The 21,597-nt window shown below is 72.7% G+C and carries 14 protein-coding genes and 1 pseudogene; 8 read left to right on the top strand and 7 right to left on the bottom strand.

Annotated elements, in window-relative coordinates; all coding sequences use genetic code 11:
• Positions 1 to 122: 122 nt before the first annotated feature.
• Positions 123 to 257, bottom strand: a complete 135-nt coding sequence (locus ABWI07_RS37250) for a hypothetical protein (RefSeq protein ID WP_268843210.1) — start codon at positions 255 to 257, stop codon at positions 123 to 125.
• A gap of 234 nt (positions 258 to 491) precedes the next feature.
• On the opposite strand from ABWI07_RS37250, the gene secA2 reads away from it, so the two are divergent.
• Positions 492 to 2,825, top strand: coding sequence for an accessory Sec system translocase SecA2 (gene secA2, locus ABWI07_RS37255; RefSeq protein ID WP_149257662.1), 2,334 nt, complete (start codon positions 492 to 494; stop codon positions 2,823 to 2,825).
• Here secA2 and ABWI07_RS37260 read toward each other — a convergent pair.
• A complete protein-coding gene (locus ABWI07_RS37260; protein WP_149257661.1) occupies positions 2,806 to 3,378 on the bottom strand; it encodes a TetR/AcrR family transcriptional regulator in 573 nt (190 codons plus the stop codon). The two genes, secA2 and ABWI07_RS37260, sit on opposite strands and share 20 nt — an antisense overlap.
• Before the next feature lie 137 nt (positions 3,379 to 3,515).
• Here ABWI07_RS37260 and ABWI07_RS37265 point away from each other — a divergent pair.
• A pseudogene (locus tag ABWI07_RS37265) lies at positions 3,516 to 4,253 on the top strand (DMT family transporter); the annotation flags it as partial.
• Between the two features lie 77 nt (positions 4,254 to 4,330).
• On the opposite strand, the gene ABWI07_RS37270 reads toward ABWI07_RS37265, so the two are convergent.
• Positions 4,331 to 9,142 (bottom strand): Lhr family helicase, encoded by a 4,812-nt coding sequence (locus tag ABWI07_RS37270; protein ID WP_353821424.1) that lies wholly within the window; start codon positions 9,140 to 9,142, stop codon positions 4,331 to 4,333.
• A gap of 333 nt (positions 9,143 to 9,475) precedes the next feature.
• Here ABWI07_RS37270 and ABWI07_RS37275 point away from each other — a divergent pair, with 333 nt between their 5' ends.
• The gene (locus ABWI07_RS37275) at positions 9,476 to 10,768 is read left to right on the top strand and encodes an alpha/beta hydrolase fold domain-containing protein (protein WP_353821425.1); all 1,293 of its coding nucleotides are present in this window, start codon (positions 9,476 to 9,478) and stop codon (positions 10,766 to 10,768) included.
• 10 nt (positions 10,769 to 10,778) lie between these two features.
• Positions 10,779 to 10,973 carry a DUF3046 domain-containing protein gene (locus ABWI07_RS37280; RefSeq protein WP_353821426.1) on the top strand — a complete coding sequence of 65 codons (195 nt, stop codon included), beginning with the start codon at positions 10,779 to 10,781 and terminating at the stop codon, positions 10,971 to 10,973.
• A gap of 7 nt (positions 10,974 to 10,980) precedes the next feature.
• Here ABWI07_RS37280 and ABWI07_RS37285 read toward each other — a convergent pair whose 3' ends face one another.
• From ABWI07_RS37285 to ABWI07_RS37295, 3 genes are all read right to left on the bottom strand, one after another.
• Positions 10,981 to 12,138 (bottom strand): glutathionylspermidine synthase family protein, encoded by a 1,158-nt coding sequence (locus ABWI07_RS37285; RefSeq protein ID WP_149257656.1) that lies wholly within the window; start codon positions 12,136 to 12,138, stop codon positions 10,981 to 10,983.
• 3 nt (positions 12,139 to 12,141) lie between these two features.
• Positions 12,142 to 12,507: a hypothetical protein gene (locus ABWI07_RS37290; RefSeq protein WP_235036588.1), complete on the bottom strand. Its 366-nt coding sequence runs from the start codon at positions 12,505 to 12,507 to the stop codon at positions 12,142 to 12,144.
• 114 nt (positions 12,508 to 12,621) lie between these two features.
• Positions 12,622 to 13,491 (bottom strand): ATP-grasp domain-containing protein, encoded by an 870-nt coding sequence (locus tag ABWI07_RS37295; RefSeq protein WP_149257655.1) that lies wholly within the window; start codon positions 13,489 to 13,491, stop codon positions 12,622 to 12,624.
• 242 nt (positions 13,492 to 13,733) lie between these two features.
• On the opposite strand from ABWI07_RS37295, the gene recA reads away from it, so the two are divergent.
• From recA to ABWI07_RS37315, 4 genes are all read left to right on the top strand, one after another.
• On the top strand, positions 13,734 to 14,849 hold the full coding sequence (gene recA / locus ABWI07_RS37300; protein WP_141577386.1) for a recombinase RecA: 1,116 nt from the start codon (positions 13,734 to 13,736) through the stop codon (positions 14,847 to 14,849).
• 160 nt (positions 14,850 to 15,009) lie between these two features.
• On the top strand, positions 15,010 to 15,582 hold the full coding sequence (gene recX, locus ABWI07_RS37305) for a recombination regulator RecX (RefSeq protein WP_149257654.1): 573 nt from the start codon (positions 15,010 to 15,012) through the stop codon (positions 15,580 to 15,582).
• Positions 15,583 to 16,432: 850 nt separating this feature from the next.
• A complete protein-coding gene (gene rny, locus ABWI07_RS37310; protein ID WP_375708323.1) occupies positions 16,433 to 17,992 on the top strand; it encodes a ribonuclease Y in 1,560 nt (519 codons plus the stop codon).
• Between the two features lie 133 nt (positions 17,993 to 18,125).
• Positions 18,126 to 19,358: a glycerophosphodiester phosphodiesterase family protein gene (locus ABWI07_RS37315; RefSeq protein ID WP_149257652.1), complete on the top strand. Its 1,233-nt coding sequence runs from the start codon at positions 18,126 to 18,128 to the stop codon at positions 19,356 to 19,358.
• Positions 19,359 to 19,362: 4 nt separating this feature from the next.
• Here ABWI07_RS37315 and ABWI07_RS37320 read toward each other — a convergent pair whose 3' ends face one another.
• Positions 19,363 to 21,390 (bottom strand): S9 family peptidase, encoded by a 2,028-nt coding sequence (locus tag ABWI07_RS37320; protein ID WP_149257651.1) that lies wholly within the window; start codon positions 21,388 to 21,390, stop codon positions 19,363 to 19,365.
• Between the last annotated feature and the right edge of the window lie 207 nt (positions 21,391 to 21,597).

The following is a 21,597-nucleotide window of genomic DNA, read 5'->3' on the forward strand; positions in this document are numbered from 1 at the left end:
ACGCGTGCGGGAGAACGCGCCCGCGGAAGCGGGAAGCGCCCCCGCCCGGCCGGCGGAGGCGCTTTCCGATCGCGCGATGGACCGTTCCCCTACGCGTCCCCTACTTGTCCCCTTAGCGTCCCCTACTTGGCGGCCGCCGCCGCGACGGCGGCCTCCTTGTGCCGCCGCGGGTCGTTCAGCGCGCGGTCGATGACCGTCTGGCTGATGATCTGGCGCTTGCGCCGGAGCGCGGCGGCTTTGCGTGCCGTAGGTGTCATGGCGAAACCCCGTTCCGCGGTGGCGCTTTCCCCTTGGCCACCGCAAACCCCGTGATGCGTCCATGGTCTCAAACTAAAGGGCCGGGGGGTATCCGCCCGAGGAATGAATTCGAGGTCAGACCAACAGCGGAGGACCACCCTGGACACCCCCCGGGGCCGCGCGCTGAGATCATGGGAACGCCGTCTTCCACCTGCCCGTTGGGGGAACCGTGAGCGACGAACCGAGGGGACGCCATGGCGCTGCGTGACCGGCTGCGGCGCCTCGTCCAGAAGCCGGGGAGCGTCGATCTGGCGCCGCTGCGCGCCCTGGCGGACGAGGCCGGGGCGCGCGAGTCCCGCGTCCGGGGGCTCTCCGACGCCGAGCTGACCGCCGCCGCGTCCGTCCTCCGCGAGAAGGAGGACCTCGCCGAGCTGTGCGCCCTCGGCCGGGAGGCCGCCCGCCGGACCCTCGGGGAGCGCCCCTTCGACGTCCAGCTCGTCGGGACGCTCGCGCTGCTGTCCGGGCACGTCGCGGAGATGGCCACCGGCGAGGGCAAGACCCTGGCCGGCGCCCTGGCGGCGGCCGGGTACGCGCTGCGCGGCCGCCGGGTCCACGTGATGTCGGTCAACGACTACCTGGCGCGGCGCGACGCCGAGTGGATGGCCCCGCTGTACGCGATGCTGGGGGTCACCGTCCGCTGGGTCGGCCAGTCGTCCACGCCCGACGAGCGGCGCGAGGCGTACCGGGCGGACGTGACGTACGCGCCGGTCAGCGAGGTCGGGTTCGACCTCCTGCGGGACCGGCTCGCCACCGGCGCCGCCGACCTCGTGCTCCCCGAGCCGTCCGTCGCGCTCATCGACGAGGCCGACTCGGTGCTGGTGGACGAGGCCATGGTCCCGCTCGTGCTCGCGGGCGCGGCCGACTCGGGCGCCGCCGACCCGCGGCACGCCGACCTGGTCCGGCGGCTGCGCCCCGGGCTGCACTACTCGACCGACGACGAGGCGCGCAACGTCCAACTCACCGCGGCCGGAGCCCGCGAGGTGGAGCGCGTCCTCGGGCTCGACCTCTACGCTCCGGAGAACCTCGGCACGCTCACCGCGGTGAACGTGGCGCTGCACGCGGAGGTGCTGCTGCAGCGCGACGTGGACTACATCGTCCGGGACGGCGCGGTGAAGCTGATCAGCGAGTCGCGGGGCCGCGTCGCCCTGCTGCAGCGCTGGCCGGACGGCCTGCAGGCGGCGGTCGAGGCGAAGGAGGCGCTCGACGCCTCCCCCAGCGGGGAGATCCTCGACTCGATCACCGTGCAGGAGCTGATCGGGCGCTATCCCGTGCGGTGCGGCATGACGGGCACCGCGATGGCCGTCGCCGGGCAGCTGACCGAGTTCTACGGGCTGCAGATCGCGGTCGTCCCGCCGAACCGGCCGTGCGTCCGCGTGGACGAGCCCGACCGCCTGTACGCGACCGCCGCCGACAAGGAGGTCGCGATCGTCGAGGAGATCGCCGCCGCGCACGCCGGGGGCCGCCCGGTCCTCGTCGGGACCGGCGACGTCGCCGAGTCCGAGCGGCTCGCGCGCCGGCTCGCCCGCGCCGGGCTGGACCGGGTCGTCCTCAACGCCAAGAACGACGCCGAGGAGGCCGCGATCATCGCGGAGGCGGGCGCGTACGGCGCGATCACCGTCTCCACGCAGATGGCCGGCCGGGGCACCGACATCCGGCTGGGCGGAAGCCCCTCGCCGACCGCCCCCGGCACGGCCCCCGCCGAACATGACGGGACCGACCACGACCGGGTCGCGCGGGCCGGGGGCCTGCTGGTCATCGGGACCGGCCGCTACCACAGCAGCCGCTTGGACGACCAGCTCCGCGGTCGAGCGGGGCGGCAGGGCGACCCCGGCGGCTCGGTGTTCTTCACCAGCCTCCAGGACGACCTCGTCACCCGCTACGCGCCGGACGAGGAGTCGAAGGCGCCCGCCGGCGACGACGGGCTCATCACCGACAAGGGCGCGCACTGGATCGTCGGCCACGCCCAGCGCGTCGCGGAGGGCGTCGACCTGGAGCTGCACCGCAACACGTGGCGCTACAACCACCTGATCGGGCTTCAGCGGCGCGAGGTGCTCGCCGAGCGCGACGCCGTCCTGCACGGCGACGCCGCCGACCGGGCCATGGCCGCCGACGCCCCGGCGCGGCACGCCGAGCTCACCGGGACCGCGGGCGCCGAGGCGGTGGCGGCCGCCGCGCGGCAGATCGTCCTGTACCAGCTCGACCGCTGCTGGGCCGAGCACCTGGCCTTCCTCGCCGACCTGCGCGAGGGCATCCACCTGCGGTCGCTCGGCCGGGGCCTGGACCCGCTCATCGAGTTCAACCGGGAGGCCGTCCCGGCGGGAAAGCGGCTCCTCGGCGACGCGCGGAAGCGGTCGGTGGCCGCCTTCGAGGCCCTCACCGCGTCCGAGGACGGCATCGACCTCGACTCCGCGGGGCTGAAGCGCCCCTCGGCGACCTGGACCTACCTCGTCCACGACAACCCGTTCGGGTCCCTGGACGAGCGGGCCCTGCGCGGGCTGATCAACATGTTCAGGGGGCGGCGGCGCTGAGCCTCCGGGGAACGATCGCCTCGGCGGCGGCCCGGGCGGAGGCGGTCGCGTCGCGGATGCCCGCGACGCTGAACGCGACGACCGCGCCCTCGTGCAGGATGAGCAGCTGGTCGGCGAGCACGCCGTCGCCCACCAGGCCGGCGTAGAGGGCGCGCACCCAGGCCTTCTGCTCGGCGGCCACCCCGTGCACCGGGTGGGACGGGTCGGGCAGTTCGGCGCACGCGTTCACCATCGAGCAGCCGCGCCCGCACTCGGTGGCCAGCCATTCCCCGAGGGCGTCGAACGTGGCGAGGACCCGCTCGCGGGGGTCGCCCGCCTCTGCGATCCGCTCGGTCATGAAGGCGCGCCACCGCTCGTCGCGGGCGCGCAGGTAGGCCAGGATCAGCGCGTCCTTGGAACCGAACCGGTCGTAGACGGTCTTCTTCGTGACACCCGCCTCGGCGGCGATCAGCTCCATGCCGACGGAGCCGATGCCGCGCTCGTAGAACAGCTCGCTCGCGACCTGGAGCACCCGCCGGGCGGCGGGGGTGAGCGGCCGGTCGTGCACGGGCATCGGGACTCCTTCCGCCGGGGCGACCCTGAGTATACATACCGGTATAGCTACCGTTGTAGCTATACCGGTATGTATACATGGGAGGGTTCATGCGCGACCGCCGATCGGACGTCCTGCTGGGCGCCGCGTTCGTCGTCATGTGGAGCTCCGGGTTCGTCGGCGCCGAACTCGGCACCCGGGCCGCGCCCGCGAGCGCGCTGCTTGCCTGGCGGTTCATCATCGGCGCCGGCGCGCTCGCCGTGTGGCTGCTGTGGCGCCGGCGCCGGATCCCGCCCCGGGACCTGGCCCTGCACACGCTCATCGGGACGCTGGGACAGGTCGGCTATCTCGCCGGCGTGTTCCTCGCCGCCCAACACGGCGTCGCCGCGGGGATCAACAGCCTCATCACGGCGCTGCAGCCGCTCGTCGCGGTCGCGCTCGCCGCGCCGGTGCTCGGCGAGCCGGTCGGCCGCCGGCGGCTCGCCGGGTTCGTCGCCGGGCTCGGCGGCGTCGCGCTCGTCGTCGGCGGCGACCTGGACGGGAGCGCACCCGCCTGGGCGTACGCGCTGCCGTTCGCCGCGATGCTCTCCCTCGTCGGCGCCACCCTCGTGGAGCGCCGCACGCGCCCCTCGCTGGAGCTTCCGGAGGCCCTGGCCGTCCAGGCGGGGGTGAGCGCGGTGGTGTTCTCGGGCTTCGCCGGTGCGGACGGTTCCCTGGTCCCGCCCGCCGACCCCGTCTTCTGGACCGCCATCGCCATCCTCGTCCTGCTGGCGATGTTCGGCGGCTACGGGCTGTACTGGGTCAACGTCCGGCGGACGGGCGTCGGCCGCGTCTCCGCCCTGCTCTACCTCACCCCGCCTACGACGATGCTGCTGGGCTGGATGATGTTCGGCACGACGCTGACCTTGCCGTCACTCCTGGGCATGCTGGTGTGCGCCGCCGCCGTGACCGTGGCGCTGCGGCGCCCGCGCGATCAGGAGCGCAGGCGCAGGCCGCGCGGCGTGGGGTGGAATCCGGCCGACTCCAGGGCGGCGGCCAGCGGGGAGTCGCCGATCGCCTCGCCGTCGGCGCGTTCGACGGTCAGCTTGCCGAGCGCCCCCTCGCGGACGGCGAGGGCGAGCGCGTCCACGGCCGGTTGCAGGACGCCCGGATCGTCGTCCCAGGTCAGGAGCGTCCGGCCGCCGCGTTCGACGTAGAGGACGAGGCGCCCTTCGACGAGGACGACGAGCGCGCCGGCCTTGCGGCCCGGCTTGTGGCCGCTGGCGACCTCGTCGTCGCGCTCGGGCCAGGGCAGGGCCGCGCCGTACGGGTTGGCGGGGTCGGCCGCCGCCAGGACGAGCGCGCGGACCTCGGGCTTGCGGGGCGACTCCCACAGGGCGGAGATGTCGTCCGGTGCGGCGGCCGTCGCCGGGCGCAGCGCGCGGAGCCGGTCGACGGCCCCCGGCAGCGCGAACTGGGCGGCCCCGAGCCCCTCGACGAAGTACCCCCGCCGGCAGCGGCCCGTCTCCTCGAACGCGCGCAGGACCGGGTAGACGGCGGAGAAACCCCCAGGGGTGCGCTCGGCCGCGACGGCGCCGCGGATGACGATGCCGTACCGCTCCAGGAGCGATTCGGCGAGGGCGTGCGAGCGCAGGGTGGCGGTGGACTCGCGCTCGGGGAGCGGCCACCAGCGTCCCGCGACCGTGGGCGGACCCGTCCGGGACGGCAGGACGGGACGCCCGCGGCGCGTCGTCCGGGACCGGTGCGTCGGACGGCCGGACCCGAGCGCGGACCGCAGCGGGGCCAGCGTGTCGTTGGTGAGATGGCCGGACCACACGAGATCCCACACGGCGGTGACGAGGTCGGCGTCGCTCGCGGTGACCTGCTTGTTCACACGGTCGGACAGCGTCCGGAAGAACAGCGCGCCCCCGTCGCCGAGGGCGTCCAGGACGGCCTGGTGCGCGGGCGAGAGCGTGATCTCGGCCGGGTGCGGCATGAGCAGCGGGGCCGTGTCGGCCAGGTACAGCGCCACCCAGCCGTCGCCGCCCGGCAGGCCGCCCTGGCCCGCCCAGACGACCTCGCCGGCGGACGTCAGCTCGTCCAGCATGGCCGGGGTGTAGCCGGGCACCCGCGAGGGAAGGATCAGCGACTCCAGCGCGGACGCGGGCACGGCCGCGCCCTGCAGCTGCTCGATCGCCTGGACGAGCGCGTCGATGCCCCGCAGCCGCGATCCGCCCGAGATGCCGTGCCAGGCCGGGAGGAACCGGCCGAGCGACTCCGGCGGGGACGGCTCGACCTCGGCGCGCAGCCGCGCCAGGGAGCGGCGCCGCAGCATGCGCAGCACGCCCGTGTCGCACCACTCGGTCGTCAGCGGCCCCGCCACGGACCCGACCGGCAGGAACTCGCCCTCGACGACGCGCCCCGCCCCGGACAGCCGCCGCAGCGTCTCGACGACCACGGCGACGCCGAGCCCGAACCGCGCGGCGGGCTCGGCCGCCCGGAAGGGCCCGTGCGTGCGCGCGTACCGGGAGATCAGGTCGCCGAGCGGGTCGTCGACCGGTTCGAGGAACGCCTCCGGAATCCCCACCGGGAGCGGTGCGCCGAGCGCGTCCCGCAGCCGGCCGGCATCCTCGATCGCGGCCCAGCGCTCCTCCCCGGCGATCCGCACGCGGATCGCCCGCCGCGTCGCCTCCAGCTCCGCCAGCCACCGCGACACCTGGACGAGCACCCCGTCCGGAACGCCCCCGCCCACTCCAGCGGTGGCGACCTCTTCCGCACGGGTCCCGGTACGCGCGGCCTCTGTACCGCCGGAGTCGGTACCGGCCGTTTCGGAACGGGCGGCCTCGGTATCGGCGGCCTTGGTATCGGCGGTGTCCGTGCCGGTGCCCTCCGCCGCGCCTGGGGCAGGGCCGGCTGCCGCGTCATCGGCCGCTGGCAGTGCCGCGCCGTCGTCCGGTGAGGCGTCGACGCCCGCGGGGAGGGTGCGTTCGGCCGTTTCCGCCGTGGTGAGCGGGCCGAGGGTGCGCAGGAGGTCGGCGACGCCCTCCAGGTCGCGGGCGCGGCGGTCGACTGCGAGGCGCTGGAGCTCGCGCTCGGTCTCGGCGACGGCGTCGGGGTCGAGCAGCTCGCGCAGGTCGGCCTGGCCGAGCAGCTCGGCGAGGAGCGCCGAGTCGAGGGCGAGGGCCTGCGCGCGGCGCTCCGCCAGCGGCGAGTCGCCCTCGTACATGAACGCGCCGACGTAGTGGAACAGCAGGGAGCGCGCGTAGGGGGACGGCTCGGAGGTCTCCACCTCCACCATGCGGACCTTGCGCCCCGACATGTCGCGCATGAGCTGCACCAGGCCGGGGACGTCGAACACGTCCTGCAGGCACTCGCGCATCGTCTCCAGCACGATCGGGAACGACGGGTACTTGCTCGCCACTGCCAGGAGCTGCGCGGCGCGCTGGCGCTGCTGCCAGAGGGGCATGCGCTTGTCGGGACGGCGGCGGGGGAGCAGCAGGGAGCGCGCCGCGCACTCGCGGAACCGGGCGGCGAACAGCGCCGATCCGCCGAGCTCGTCGACGACGATGCGCTCGATGTCGTCGGCGTCGAAGACGGCCAGGTCGAGGCCGGGAGGCTCGTCCATGTCCGGGATGCGGATGACGATGCCGTCGTCGGCGTGCATGGCCTGCGCGTCGACCCCGTACCGCTCGCGCAGGCGGCCGGCTATGGCGAGCGCCCAGGGCGCGTGCACGCGCGCGCCCAGCGGCGAGTGGACGACCATGCGCCAGTCGCCGAGTTCGTCGCGGAAGCGTTCGACCACCATCGTGCGGTCGTCGGGTACGTGGCCGGTGGCCTCGCGCTGCTCGTTCAGGTAGGAGACGAGGTTGGCGGAGGCCCAGTCGTCCAGGCCGGAGGCGGTGACGCGCTCCTGGGCCTCCTGGGGGGACAGCCCGACCAGTTCCCGGGTGAACGTACCGAGCGCGCGGCCCAGTTCGGCGGGCCGCCCCAGCGTGTCGCCGTGCCAGAACGGCAGCTTGCCGGGCTGGCCCGGAGCGGGGGAGACGAGCACCCGGTCGGGGGTGATGTCCTCGATCCGCCAGGAGCTCGCACCGAGGACGAACACGTCGCCCACGCGCGACTCGTACACCATCTCCTCGTCGAGTTCGCCGACGCGCGACGCCTTCTCCCCGACGAGGAACACTCCGAACAGGCCCCGGTCGGGGATCGTCCCACCGCTGGTGACGGCGAGCCGCTGGGCGCCCGGACGGTCGCGCAGCACGCCGGTGACACGGTCCCAGACGAGGCGGGGGCGCAGCTCGCCGAACTCGTCGCTCGGGTAGCGCCCGGCGAGCATGTCGAGGGACGCCTCCAGCGCCGACCGGGGCAGCGTGGCGTAGGGAGCGGCGCGCTTGACGAGGGCTTCGAGGTCGTCGACCGTCCACTCGTCCATGGAGACCATCGCGACGATCTGCTGTGCGAGGACGTCGAGGGGGTTGCGCGGGTACCGCAGCTCCTCGATCTCGCCGCCGCGCATGCGTTCGGCCACCACGGCCGTCTGGACGAGGTCGCCCCGGTACTTGGGGAAGATGACGCCCTTGGACACGGCGCCGACCTGGTGGCCGGCCCGCCCGACCCGCTGGAGCCCGTTGGCGACCGAAGGCGGCGACTCCACCTGGACGACGAGGTCCACCGCGCCCATGTCGATGCCGAGTTCCAGACTGGACGTCGCCACGACCGCGGGCAGGCGGCCCTCCTTCAGAGCGTTCTCGATGCCGGCCCGCTCCTCCTTGGAGACGGAGCCGTGGTGCGCCCTGGCGATCTCCAGGGGCGCCCCCCTGGCCGCGCCCGCCTGGGCCATCGTCGCCGCGGGGGAGTGGTCCTCCGGCAGGGGCTCGCCGGCGGCGCGCTCGTAGGCGAGTTCGTTCAGCCGGCCGCACAGCCTTTCGGCCAGGCGCCGGGAGTTGGCGAACACCAGCGTCGAGCGGTGCGCCTGGATGAGGTCGAGCAGGCGGTCTTCCACGTGGGGCCAGATGCTGCGCTGGCGCGGGTCGGCCGCCCCCGAGTCGTCGACGAACTGGCCGACCTCGCCCATGTCCTCCACCGGGACGACGATGTCGAGCTCGAAGACCTTCTCGGAGGGCGGCTGGACGACGGTGGCGGGCCGCGTCCCGCCGAGGAACGCCGCGACCTCGTCCGCGGGGCGGACCGTCGCCGACAGGCCGATGCGCTGGGCGGGGCGTTCGAGGAGCGCGTCCAGCCGTTCGAGGGACAGCGCGAGGTGCGCGCCGCGCTTGGTGCCCGCCACGGCGTGCACCTCGTCGACGATGACGGTCTCCACCCCGCGCAGCGACTCGCGCGCCCGCGAGGTGAGGATCAGGAACAGCGACTCCGGCGTCGTGATCAGGATGTCGGGCGGCTTGACGGCCAGCCGGCGGCGCTCGTCGGCCGGGGTGTCGCCCGACCGCATCCCGACGCGGACGCCGGGCTCGGGCAGGCCGAGGCGGCGCGCCGCGTGGCGGATGCCGGCCAGCGGGGCGCGCAGGTTGCGTTCGACGTCGACGGCTAGGGCCTTCAGTGGCGACACGTACAGGACGCGGCAGCGGCGCAGCGCCTCCTCGGGCACGGCCTCGGTGGCGAGCCGGTCGAGGGACCACAGGAACGCCGCCAGGGTCTTGCCGGACCCCGTCGGCGCGACGACCAGCGTGCTGTCGCCGCCGGCGATGGACTCCCAGGCCCCCGCCTGCGCGGGGGTGGGTGCGGCGAACGCCCCGGTGAACCAGGCGCGGGTCGCCGGGGAGAAGCGTTCGAGCACGTCACCGCCCATGGCGCCATACTGCCTCGCCGGTCCGACAGAATGCGCCCGCGTGGTGTGTGTCACCTCAAAAAGGAGCGAAGCGATCGGGGGGTGTGGGGGTCGTCCCCCCACAGAGGGCACAGGCGAGCGAAGCGATCCGGGGGGTGTGGGGGTCGTCCCCCCACAGAGGGCACAGGCGAGCGAAGCGATCCGGGGGGTGTGGGGGTCGTCCCCCCACAGAGGGCACAGACGAGCGAAGCGATCCGGAGGTGTGAGGGGCGTCCCCCACAGAAACTCTTGTAAGCAAGCGCTTGTGTGGGCAAGGTATGGCGGGCAGGCCAATGCTCCGCAAAGGGAGTCCTGATGCCTTACGTCCTCCTCGCCCTGGGCCTCCTGTTCGCCCTCACGGCCGCCAACGCGCACGCCCCGCGGCGCAGCCCCCTGCTGCTCGCGGGGAGCTTCTTCGCGGGCTGGCTGACGATCGAGCTGGCGCCGCATGTCCTGGTCGCCTGGGCCGCCGCCACGGCGCTCGCCGCGGCCTTCGGGGGACTGGACGGCTGGGCCGGCTGGGCGGGGCTCGTCCTGGCGCTCCTCGGCATGGCGGGAGTCGCGGCCACTCTCGCGGCCTCGCGCCGTACGGTCGTCACCCTGCGGGAAAGCGGCGCGCCCCTCGACCTCGACCCGGAAGGCGCGCCGCGCTACCCGCTCGGCCACCTGATCGTGCCCCCGCTGTGCCTGGTCCCGCGCAGGGGAGTGAAGGTCGAACGCAACATCGTGTACCGGGAGGAAGGCCGCCTGCGCCTGAAGGTGGACGTCTTCCGTCCCGACGGTGAGCGCGATGCCGCCGGACGTACCGGCGGCGGGCTCCGTCCAGGGCTCATGCAGATCCACGGCGGAGCCTGGGTGATCGGCGACAAGCGGGAGCAGGGGCTGCCGCTGCTCAACCACATGGCCCTCCAGGGCTGGGTCGGCTTCAACGTCAACTACCGGCTCAGCCCCCGCGCCACCTGGCCGGACCACCTGGTCGACCTGAAGCACTTCGTCGCCTGGTACAAGGAGCACGCCGAGGAGTACGGAGCGGATCCCGACTTCCTCTGCGTGACCGGCGGTTCGGCCGGCGGGCACCTCACCGCGATGGTGGCCCTCACCGCGAACGTCCCGGAGTTCCAGCCGGGCTTCGAGGACGCCGACACCACCGTGCAGGGCGCGGTCCCGTTCTACGGCGTCTACAACTTCTTCGAGCCGGGCCCATGGCCTCGCCCCATGGGCGACACACGTCTCCTGGAGCGGATGGTCGTCAAGCGGCCCTTCGCGGAGGACCGGGAGGCTTACGCCAAGGCGTCCCCGGTCACCTACATCCGCGAGGACGCGCCGCCCTTCTTCGTCATCCACGGCAGCCGCGACTCGCTCATCCCGGCGGCCGAGGCCCGCCGCTTCGTGGAGCGGCTGAGGGAGGTCTCGGACTCGCCCGTCCTCTACGCCGAGATGAAAGGCGCCCAGCACGCGTTCGACGTGTTCCCCTCCTACCGGACGGCCAGGGTCATCGAGGGCGTCGAACGGTACCTGACGGGACTGCACCGCCAGTACCGCCAGGGCCGTGCTCCCGAGGTCCCCGGCGAGGTGACGCGGTCCTTGGGAGAGCCGACCGTCGGATAGCGTGGGACGTGTGCGGCTCACAGTTTTCTGGGATCGGATGAACCAGCAGTTCGGCGAGCACTACGCCGAGAGCGTGGCCAAGGACTACGTCATGGCCGAGCTGGGCGGCCGCACCATCGAGCAGGCCCTCGCAGACGGCGAATCCGCCAAGAAGGTCTGGCGGGCCGTCGTCGCCACCTTCGACGTCCCCTCGACCCTGCAGTAGGGGCCCGCTACAGCGGGATGCGGTGCGGGACGAACGACGACGTGTCGTCGGTGATGAGCCCGGACGTCTCCCTGATGCCGATCCCGGCCGCCCCGTCGTGGACCACCCACGCGCCGAGCACGGGGTGCTCGCCGTCGAACTCCGGCAGCGCGCAGAACTCCTGGAAGACGTAGCCTTCCGCGCCGTAGTCGCCCTGGGTCCGCTGCTCGGAACCGTCCGGCGTGACGATGCGCATGCTCGCGCCCTCCCGTCCGAGCAGGGGCTTCTGCACGTAGGAGGTCAGGTCCGACGGCGTGTTCAGGTAGGTGGGCAGCAGATTCGGGTGGCCTGGGAACAGTTCCCAGAGCAGGACGAGCAGGGCCTTGTTGGAGAGCACCATCTTCCAGATCGGCTCTATCCAGGACGTGGGCGTGCCCGGGATGTTGCGCCCGAACGGCTCGGCGACGATCCACTCCCACGGGTAGAGCTTGCAGAGCGTCCCGATCTCCCGCTCGTCGAGGTCGACGAACCGCCCGCGCGCGGCGTCCCAGCCGATGTCCTCCATGGCGATCGCCACACCCGGCAGGCCCGCCTCCTCGGCGGTCTCCTGCATGTAGGCGATCGTCATGACCTCCTCGCCGGTCTCGTCACCGGTCGTCCAGGCGAAATGGACCGGCCCGCCGTCCACGGCGGGCGCGAGCTCCTTCCAGCGCGCCACGAACCGCTCGTGGATGGAGTTCCACTGGTCGTCCCCGGGATGGGTGTCCTGCAGCCAGTACCACTGGACGACGGAACTCTCCACCAGGGCGGTCGGCGTATCGGCGTTGTACTCCAGGAGCTTGGCGGGGCCCCGGCCGTCGTAGCGCAGGTCGAACCGCCCGTACAGATGGGGGTCGCCGCGCCGCCACGACGCCTCGATCAGGGGCGCCACCCAGTCGGGGATGCCGAGGACGTGGTAGCGCCCGGTGGACACGACGTGCTCCACGACCTCCAGGCACATCCGGTGCAGTTCCTCGACGACGCCTTCGAGGGCCAGCACCTCGTCCATGTCGAAGACGTAGTGCACGGACTCGTCCCAGTAGGGCCGGGTCAGATGCTCGGGGTGCGCGGTGCGGTGGAAGGCCAGGCCGTGCGCCTCGACCTTCTCCGCCCAGCCCTCGCGCGGCTGAGAACGAACACGGCGCACGGGTCAGCTCCCGCCCCGGCCGCCGCCGCCGAACCCGCCCCGGCTCAGCGTCCGCCCGCCACTCGACTTGATCTTCCCCTCCGGCCGGTACCGGCTGCCGCCGGACACGAAGCCGGAACGGCTCTTCCCGCCGTAGTACCAGAAGTAGCGGCCGTAGGAGGGCGACCCGTGGTCGATGTCACCGGTGTCGCAGTAGCCGTCCGAGACGACCTTGTACCCGCTCTTGCCCTTGGCGGGCGCGTTCCGGTCCACGCACCGCGCCGTGGTCGAACCGGAGCCGCAGGCGACGAGGGTCAACGACAGGGCGCTCACCATCCCCACCTTCACGGCGCGGGAGCTGAGCCGGCGAGGGGGCTCCTGTGGGGGCAAGAGAACACGTCCTTCTCACGCAGGGACCGACCGGACGGTCAGGGCCGTCACAGGCCATAAGACGATGAAGACCTTAATCCGGTTCGATCACGCCCACAGCAACCTGTGCGGCCGCTAGTCCGGCACCGGGAGATGCGCGTAGAGGTCCATCGCGTCCACGGACGACGGCAGGTCGCTGACCTGCCCGTCTCCGACCTCCACGACCCGCCAGGCGCCGTCCGTGCGGCGGGCCAGGTCGGTGGTGATGAACCGGCACCCGAGCGCGCGGACGGCGGGAGCCACCGCGCCCAGGTCGGGATCGAGCTCCACGCCCGGACTGTCGGGGTGCGGACCGACCAGCGCGGGCTCGCCGTCCACCCACCACACGCGCGCCTCACCCGCGTCGTCGTACTGCTCGAACTCCCGCACGACGAGGCCGCCGGCCAGATGGTCGTCCCGGAGCGCGACCATCTTGGCCGCGATGTCGTGCAGTCGGGCGAGGTTCTTCACGTCGGGGACGAAGCACGCCTCCTCCCACTCGTGCTTGCACGACTTCACGTAGTCCTTGACCACGCCGGGTCCGCTGCGCAGCGGCTTGACGAGCTCACCCAGTTCGCCGAGGGGGCCGGGGTCCTGGCCCGCGCCGAGGGGGCGCCACACGCTGTGCGGGGTCAGCCCGGCGAACGTGTCGTGCCAACCAGGCAGCTCGTGTGCGCGGCGGTAGTCGTCCGGGTGCGTCAGGAGGACAGTGCCGCTCCGTTTCAAGGCGGCGGCCATGGCGCCGTACTCGTCCGCCGAGAGCATCCACCCGCGGTACCAGACGGGGCCCAGGTCCGAGGGGACCGCGTCGACGGCGTCCTCGACGTCCCCGCGCCGCAGCGCGTCGTGGTCGATCAGGGCGATCTCGCCGTAGTGGTCCCGCACGGCGGCGGCCTCGCGGGCGAAGTGGGGGTCAACGCGCCGGGGGTGGAGCGGATCGACGCAGAAGAGGACGGTCAGCGTCATGATTGGAACCCTCCGTCAACTCCGCCAGGTTACGGGTCGGGGGCCACGATCGCACGGAGATTCCACCGCAAATCGGCATGTGGGACGATGATCGAACGGATGTTCGGTAAGCTGGTCGCGGCCCGCGGCGCCGCCGTCGGAGCGTCCAGGGGTCGAAAGTGTCGGTGGCCCGCCGTAACGTCGCCCTCGACATCGCAAGCAGCGGCCGAGAGCCGACACACCACAACGAGAAGGACATCTCAATGGCAGCGAACGACCGGGAGAAGGCTCTCGAGACCGCACTCGCCCAGATCGAGCGGCAGTTCGGCAAGGGATCGGTCATGCGGATGGGCGAGGAGGCGCGGGCGCCCGTCGAGGTGATCCCCACCGGCGCGATCTCCCTCGACATCGCCCTCGGCATCGGCGGCCTGCCGCGCGGCCGCGTCGTCGAGGTGTACGGCCCCGAGGGCTCCGGCAAGACCTCCATCGCGCTCCACGCCGTGGCGAGCGTCCAGAAGAAGGGCGGCATTGCCGCGTTCGTCGACGCCGAGCACGCGCTCGACCCCGAGTACGCCGCCAAGCTCGGCGTCGACATCGACGCCCTGCTGGTCTCCCAGCCCGACACCGGCGAGCAGGCCCTGGAGATCACCGACATGCTGATCCGCTCCGGCGCGATCGACATCGTCGTCATCGACTCCGTCGCCGCGCTCGTCCCCCGCGCCGAGATCGAGGGCGAGATGGGCGACAGCCACGTCGGCCTCCAGGCCCGGCTCATGTCGCAGGCCCTGCGCAAGCTCACCGGGGCGATCAACCAGACCAAGACCACCGCCATCTTCATCAACCAGCTCCGCGAGAAGGTCGGCGTCATGTTCGGCTCCCCGGAGACCACCACCGGCGGCCGCGCGCTGAAGTTCTACGCCTCCGTCCGCCTCGACGTCCGCCGCATCGAGACGCTCAAGGACGGCACCGAGGCCGTCGGCAACCGCGTCCGCGTCAAGGTCGTCAAGAACAAGATGGCCCCGCCGTTCCGCGTCGCCGACTTCGACCTCCTCTACGGCCAGGGCATCAGCCGCGAGGGCGGCCTGATCGACCTCGGCGTGGAGCACGGCTTCGTCCGCAAGTCCGGCGCCTGGTACACCTACGACGGCGACCAGCTCGGCCAGGGCAAGGAGAACGCCCGCAACTTCCTCAAGGCCAACCCCGACCTCGCCGACGGCATCGAGAAGAAGATCAAGGAGAAGCTCGGCATCGGCCCGAAGGTCGACAAGGAGGCCGAGCCCGCCGCTCCCGCCGCCGCGCCCGAGCCCGCCGCCGCTGCCCCCGCCAAGGCCCCCGCCGCCAAGCGGGGCGCCAAGGCCGCCAAGGCGGGTGATTCCTGACCGGGAATCCCCCGAGGCGGGTGACTCTTGACGACGAGTAAGCGATGATCTCGTATGCAGGGCGGCGGCGCCTAACCCGGCACCGCACGACCGGTGCCCGGAACTTCCCCGATGGCGCCGCCGCTCCCACGGCCAACGGCACCGCCCGGACCGGCTCCCGATGACGGACGCCCGCGATACCGACCCGGAGCCTGGGGCCCGCGAGAGGGGCCCGGAGGCGAAGGCCCGCGACACCGACCCAGAGGCGAAGGCTCGCGAGATCTGCCTGCGCCTCCTGTCCGCCTCCCCTCGCACGCGAGCCCAGTTGGCGGACGCGCTGCAACGCAAGCACATCCCCGACGACGTGGCCGAACGCGTGCTGGGCCGCTTCACCGACGTCGGCCTCATCGACGACGAAGCCTTCGCCCAGGCCTGGGTCCAGTCCAGGCACGCCGGCCGGGGCCTGGCCAAGCGCGCACTGGCCGCCGAACTCCGCCGCAAGGGCGTCCCCGACGAGACCGTCAACGACGCCGTGGACGCCCTCGACCCGGCGCAGGAAGAGCAGACGGCCCGCGCCCTGGTCGCCCGCAAGCTCCGGGCCACCCGAGGCGCCGACCCCGCCAAGCGCATGCGCCGCCTGGTCGGCATGCTCGCCCGCAAGGGCTATTCGCCCGGCCTGTCCTACCGGGTCGTGAAGGAAGCCCTGGCAGAAGAGGGCACCGACCCGGAAACCCTCCCCACCCCTCTCGACTGACCACGCGCCACCCCCTCAACATCGCCACGACCGCCACGAGCCCGAAAGACCGCGCGGCCCCAGAAGCCCACGCGAGCCGGAAGGCCGCGCGGGCCCGGAAGGGCACGCCGGGTAACGGCGCGTGAGCCCGGAAGGCGCGTGAGTCTGCAATGGCACGTGAACCCGGAAGTCCGCGTGAGCCGGGAGGGCGTGCGAGCCCGGAAGGTCGTGTGAGCCCGGAAGGCCGCGTGAGCCCGGAAGGCCGCGCGGGCTCGGAAGACCGTCCGAGTCGGGAGGCCGGGTGAGCCCGGAGGGGCTCGCCGGGTGAGGGCGCGTAAGTCGGGAGGTCGCGTGAGCCCGGGAAGGGCGCTGCGAGAGGGGCCGTGGGGTCAGGGTTGGGGCGGTGGGTGGGGGACGGGAATGGGGCGGGCGCGGGGGTGTCGGGGGGCGACACGCCGGGGCGGGGGAGGGGATGACCCGGGGCGATCGGTTCGTGACTCCGCCGGGGGCGTGATGGTGCAGGTGGTGCGGGGTCAGGGCGGTCAGGGGAGGCGGTAAGGAAGGAGTCACGCCGACGTTCGGTTAGTCCGGAATGCCCGTCGTTTGCTTGCTCATTACCTCTGTGCCGCTTACCGTTACGGCAGTGAGGAGTTACTCCGCGTCTTGCGGATTGCCATACGACCGAGCACGTTCCAGCAGCTGAGAGGCATAAAGGACACGTTCGTCGACCGGATTCGGCCGGGTCGCCGGGACGCGCCCGCGCGCGGTCCCGCGATGTCGTGCATCCGTGCGCGAGTAAATCCTCGCTAGGCAGGGCCCCGCACACCGGACGGGCCCGCGGCGAGGGAGGATCTGCCTCATGGAGAGCGTCCTGCTGGGTGCAGCGCTGCTGGTGACCCTGGTCGCTCTCGTGATCGTCGTCGTATGGCGTCCCGGCACGCCCGGCAAGGCCGCCGCGGAGATGGCGCGGGCGCAGGGCGACGCGGACGAGGTCAGGGCGAAGGCCGCCAAGGAGGCGCAGGCCGTCCTGGAGAAGGCCGAGCAGGAGGCGCAGCAGGTCGCCGCCGCCGGGCGCGCGGAACTCGACGAGGAAGGCCGCGCCCTGCGCGACGACATCCGCACCCTCCGCGAGGACCTGGAACGCCGGGAGGCCCGCCTCGCGGAACGGGAGCAGCGGCTGGACGCCGAGATGCGCCGCCTGGAGGAGTGGCAGGGACGGCTCGCCGAGACCAAGAAGGCGCTGGAGGCCCGCAGGCAGGAGCTCGACGGCATCGCCGAGGAGCGGCGCAAGGTCCTGGAGCAGGCCGCCGGGCTGACCGCCGAGCAGGCCAAGGCCGAACTCGTCGCGGCGGTCGAGAACCAGGCGAAGCGCGAGTCCATCCCCATCGTGCGGGAGATCGAGAACGCGGCGCGGGCGGAGGGCGACAAGCGCGCCCGCAAGATCGTGACGCTGGCGATCCAGCGGGTCGCGAGCGAGCAGACGGCCGAGTCGGTGGTGTCGGTGCTGCACCTGCCGAGCGACGAGATGAAGGGCCGCATCATCGGCCGCGAGGGCCGCAACATCCGCGCCTTCGAGACGACCACCGGCGTGAACCTCATCATCGACGACACGCCGGAGGCGGTGCTGCTGAGCTGTTTCGATCCCGTGCGCCGCGAGGTCGGGCGGCTGACGCTGGAGAAGCTCGTCCTGGACGGCCGGATCCACCCCCAGCGGATCGAGGAGATCTACGAGCGCAGCCGCAGCGACGTCGAGCAGCTGTGCGTCCGGGCCGGTGAGGACGCTTTGGTCGAGGTCGGCATCGGCGACATGCACCCGGAGCTGATCGCGCTGCTCGGCCAGTTGCGGTACCGGACGTCCTACGGGCAGAACGTGCTCAAGCACCTGATCGAGTCCGCGCACATCGCGGGCATCATGGCGAGCGAACTGCGGCTGCCGGTGGAGGTCGCCAAGCGCTGCACGCTGCTGCACGACATCGGCAAGGCGCTCACCCACGAGGTGGAGGGCAGCCACGCGCTGATCGGCGCCGAGATCGCCCGCCGCTACGGCGAGCACGAGGACGTCGTCCACGCCATCGAGGCGCACCACAACGAGGTCGAGGTCCGGACCGTGGAGGCCGTGCTCACCCAGGCCGCCGACGCGGTGAGCGGCAGCCGGCCGGGGGCGCGCCGCGAGTCCCTGGAGGCGTACGTCAAGCGCCTGGAACGGCTCGAGGAGATCGCCCGCGACAAGCACGAGGGCGTGGAGAAGGTCTTCGCGATGCAGGCCGGACGCGAGATCCGGGTGATGGTGAAGCCCGACGCGGTCGACGACATCCAGGCGCAGGTCATCGCCCGCGACATCGCCAAGCAGGTCGAGGACGAGCTGACCTACCCCGGCCAGATCCGCGTCACCGTCGTCCGCGAGTCCAGGGCGATCGAGTTCGCCCGCTGACCCCCTGACCCGCTGACCCCCCGACCCCCTGATTTAGGGGTCGGTGGAGCTGTTTCGGTGGAATTCGGTGGCTGGTCTGGTGTTCGCCAACTTCCGCGGTGATGATCAAGTCATTTCCAGGCGGGAGGATCTCTTGAACAGGATCGCCATGATCGGGGGCGGGGCCGTGCTGGCCGCCGCCGTCGCCCTCGCGGGCAGCGCACAGGCCGCGCCGGAGACCACGGGCAAGCGGACGCACGTGGTGGTGCTCGGGCACCGCGGGTCGCCGGGGCAGGCCCCCGAGGAGACGCTCGCGTCCTACCGCAACGCGCTGCGCGACAAGGCGGACGTGCTCGAAGGCGACGTGCAGCTCACGTCCGACAAGCAGATCGTGCTCCTGCACGACGACACGCTCGCCCGGACCACCGACGTGGAGCAGGTCTTCCCCGACCGGGCGCCGTGGCGGGTGGGTCAGTTCACGCTGGCCGAGATCAAGAGGCTGGACGCCGGGTCCTGGTTCGACGCGCGGTACGCGGGCCAGCGGGTGCCGACCCTGAAGGAGCTCCTCGCCGTCAGGGACCGGCGGACCGGGCTGAGCCTGGAGCTGAAGTCCCCGGCCAACAGCCCGGGCATCGCCACGCTGCTCGCCCAGGAGTTGAACGCGGCGCGCGTCACCGACGGCGGGACGCTCCCCTCGGGGGCCTATCGGGTGCAGGTCCATTCGCGCGACCAGGCGGCGCTCAAGGAGTTCCACGAGTCCGCGCCCAAGGTGCCGCTCTCGTACCTGACCGGCGGGAGGATGCTCGCCGACGACGAGCTCGCCGCGCTGGCGGGCTGGACGGTCAGCGTGTACGCCCACCCCCGGGTGACCAGTGCGGACGACGTCAAGCGCGCGCACGCCAAGGGGCTGAAGGTGTTCAGCGACCCGGTGGACAGCCAGGCCGAGGTCTCCATGGGGGCGAACCAGGGCTACGACTGGCTCGCGACGAACTTCCCGGCGACGACGCGGCGGATCCTGGACGGCCGGAAGCCGTTCCCCGAGGCGAGCGGCGTCGTGATCGACAGTGTCCTCCCCGACCCGAGCGGCGACGACGTGCAGCCGGAGAAGAGCGAGCACGTGGTGCTGCGGAACACGACGTCGAGGCCGATCGACGTCGGCGGCGGCTACCTGCGCGACCAGGCGAGCAACCTGATGAAGATCGGCCCTGGCTACGTGATCCCGCCGGGCAGCCTGCTGCGCGTCCACGTCGGACCGGGCACGAACCGCCCCGACGCCTACTACAACGGCCTGACGGCCGGCTTCCTGAACAACACTTCAGGCGACACGGTGTCGTTCTTCGGGGCCGACCACAAGCTGCTCGACATCTCCTCCTACGTCCTGCCCTGAGCGGTCAGCCGACCGTCAGGTTGATGGGCTCGACGTCGCGCGGCTCGAACCCGAGGGTCTGGCCGTAGAACGCGAGCTCCGCCTCCAGGCAGCGGATGACCGTGTCGGCCTTGCGGAAGCCGTGCGACTCGCCCTCGAAGGTGAGGTAGGCGTACGGCATCTTCTTCTCGGCCAGCGCCTGCGCGAACCGCTCCGACTGGTCCGGCGGGACGATCGGGTCGTTCAGCCCTTGCAGGAGCAGCACGGGGCAGGCGGTCTTGTCGGCGTGGTTGATCGGCGAGCGCTCCTCGTAGGCGCGCTCGAAGCCGGGGAGGGGGCCGATGAGGCCGAACAGGTAGTGGGACTCGAAGTCGTGGGTGCTCTCGGCGAAGCGCTGCAGGTCGCTGATCCCGAAGTAGGACGTGGCGGCCTTGAACACGTCGGTCTTCGTGACCGCCGCGAGCGTCGTCCAGCCCCCGGCGGAGCCGCCGCGGATCGCCAGCCGCTGCGGGTCGGCGATGCCGCCGTCCACGAGGGCCCGGGCGGCGGCGACGGCGTCCTCGACGTCGACCACGCCCCACTGGCGGCGCAGCCGCTCCCGGTAGGCGCGGCCGTAGCCGGCCGACCCGCCGTAGTTGACGTCGATGACGCCGATGCCGCGGCTGGTGAAGTACGCGCGCTCCATGTCGAGCACCGTGGACACCCGCCCGGTGGGGCCGCCGTGCACGAACACCACGTACGGCGGCAGCTCGTCCTCCGGACCGGCGGCCTCGGGGTTGGTCGGCGGGAACACGTAGGCGTGGACGGGACGCCCGAACGGCCCCTCCAGGCGTTCGGCGCGCGGCCTGGACAGGTAGGCGACGTCGGGCAGTTCGGCCCGCTCCCGGCGCAGGCCCTCGACGCGCCCGGTCGTCGTGTCGACCCGCACGACCGAGGCCGGCAGGTCCGGGCCGCCGGCGATCCCCACGATCGTCGTGCCGTCCGTGGACAGCTGCGGCGCCCAGTGCTCGTAGGGGACCTCCAGGTCCACCAGGTCGAGCGTGTCGGTGTCGTAGACGCCGAGCCGCATGTCGCCCTCGCCGTGCAGGACGGCGAGGCGCCCGTCGCCGAGCAGCGCGTACGGCATGCCGCCGAGCTGCCACAGCGGCGCGGCGAACTCCTCCTCGGCCGGGTAGAGCGCCTGCGCGGACTCGCCGTGCAGGCCGACCTGGTAGATGTTCCACCAGCCGGGCCAGTCGGAGATCACGTACAGGGACTCGTCGTCGCGCCACAGCGGTGCCAGGGCCGACTCGGTGAGGCCGCCCTTGACGGTCCGCGGGGCGACCACAGCACCGTCCTCGATCGCCGCCACGCGCACCTCGGTGCCGTCCCACGGCATGCGCGGGTGGTTCCACTGGACCCAGGCCAGGTGCCCTCCGCTGGGGGACGGCGCCGGCCCGGCGTAGAACTGCGCGCCCGACACCATCTCGCGGATCGCGCCGGCGTCCCCGGCGGCGCTGCCGTCCAGCGGGACGGCCACGATGGCGCGCCGGATGCCCGTCACGGGCTGTTCGTCGGCGCTCTCCGCACCCTCGGCGCCCTCGGCGCCTTCAGGGGCCGGCTCGGCGATGTGCCCCTCGCAGACGCACCAGATCTCCGTCCCGTCCGGGGACAGGACGTAGTCGGCGTAGCGCAGCCCCGCCGGCACGGCCGGTTCGGGCGTCAGCGGGTACGGCTTGGGGTCGCCCTCGTCGAGCCGGTGGAGCCGCTGGTCCTCGTAGTTGGAGAACACGATCGACCAGCCCGCGCCGGTACGGATCGGCAGGTACGACCGGCCCCCGTACTCGTGGACGCGGGTACGCGCGTCCCAGGGCGCCTGCAGCAACTCGGTGCGATGACCGTCCTTCAGATGGATGACCGTGGTCCGGCCGCCTTCCTCGGGCCGCGTCTCCTGCCACCACACATCGTCACCCGAGACGGTGGGAAAGCTGAGGCGCAGCCGGGCGCGGGCGACATCGGCCGCAGAGATGGGTGAAGGCCATGAGCCGTAGGGAAGGGTCGCACGAGCGGTCATAACAGGAATCGTCCCGCATACGGGGATCGGTTGGGGCCATGACGGGCCGTTTGAGGTCGGAAAGATACAAGCCCGTCGCCGGAAAACCCGCCGGTAACACCAAGGTTCGCCGGGTTCGACGCGTGAGGGGTGGCGCGCGGGGGGCGCGCCGCCCCCGCCGCGCCCGAACCGCGGGCGCGGGGGCACAAGAGGCGGGCCCGCCCCCGC

The sequence above is a fragment of the Actinomadura sp. NPDC000600 genome (assembly GCF_040492135.1).
Lineage (GTDB): Bacteria > Actinomycetota > Actinomycetes > Streptosporangiales > Streptosporangiaceae > Spirillospora.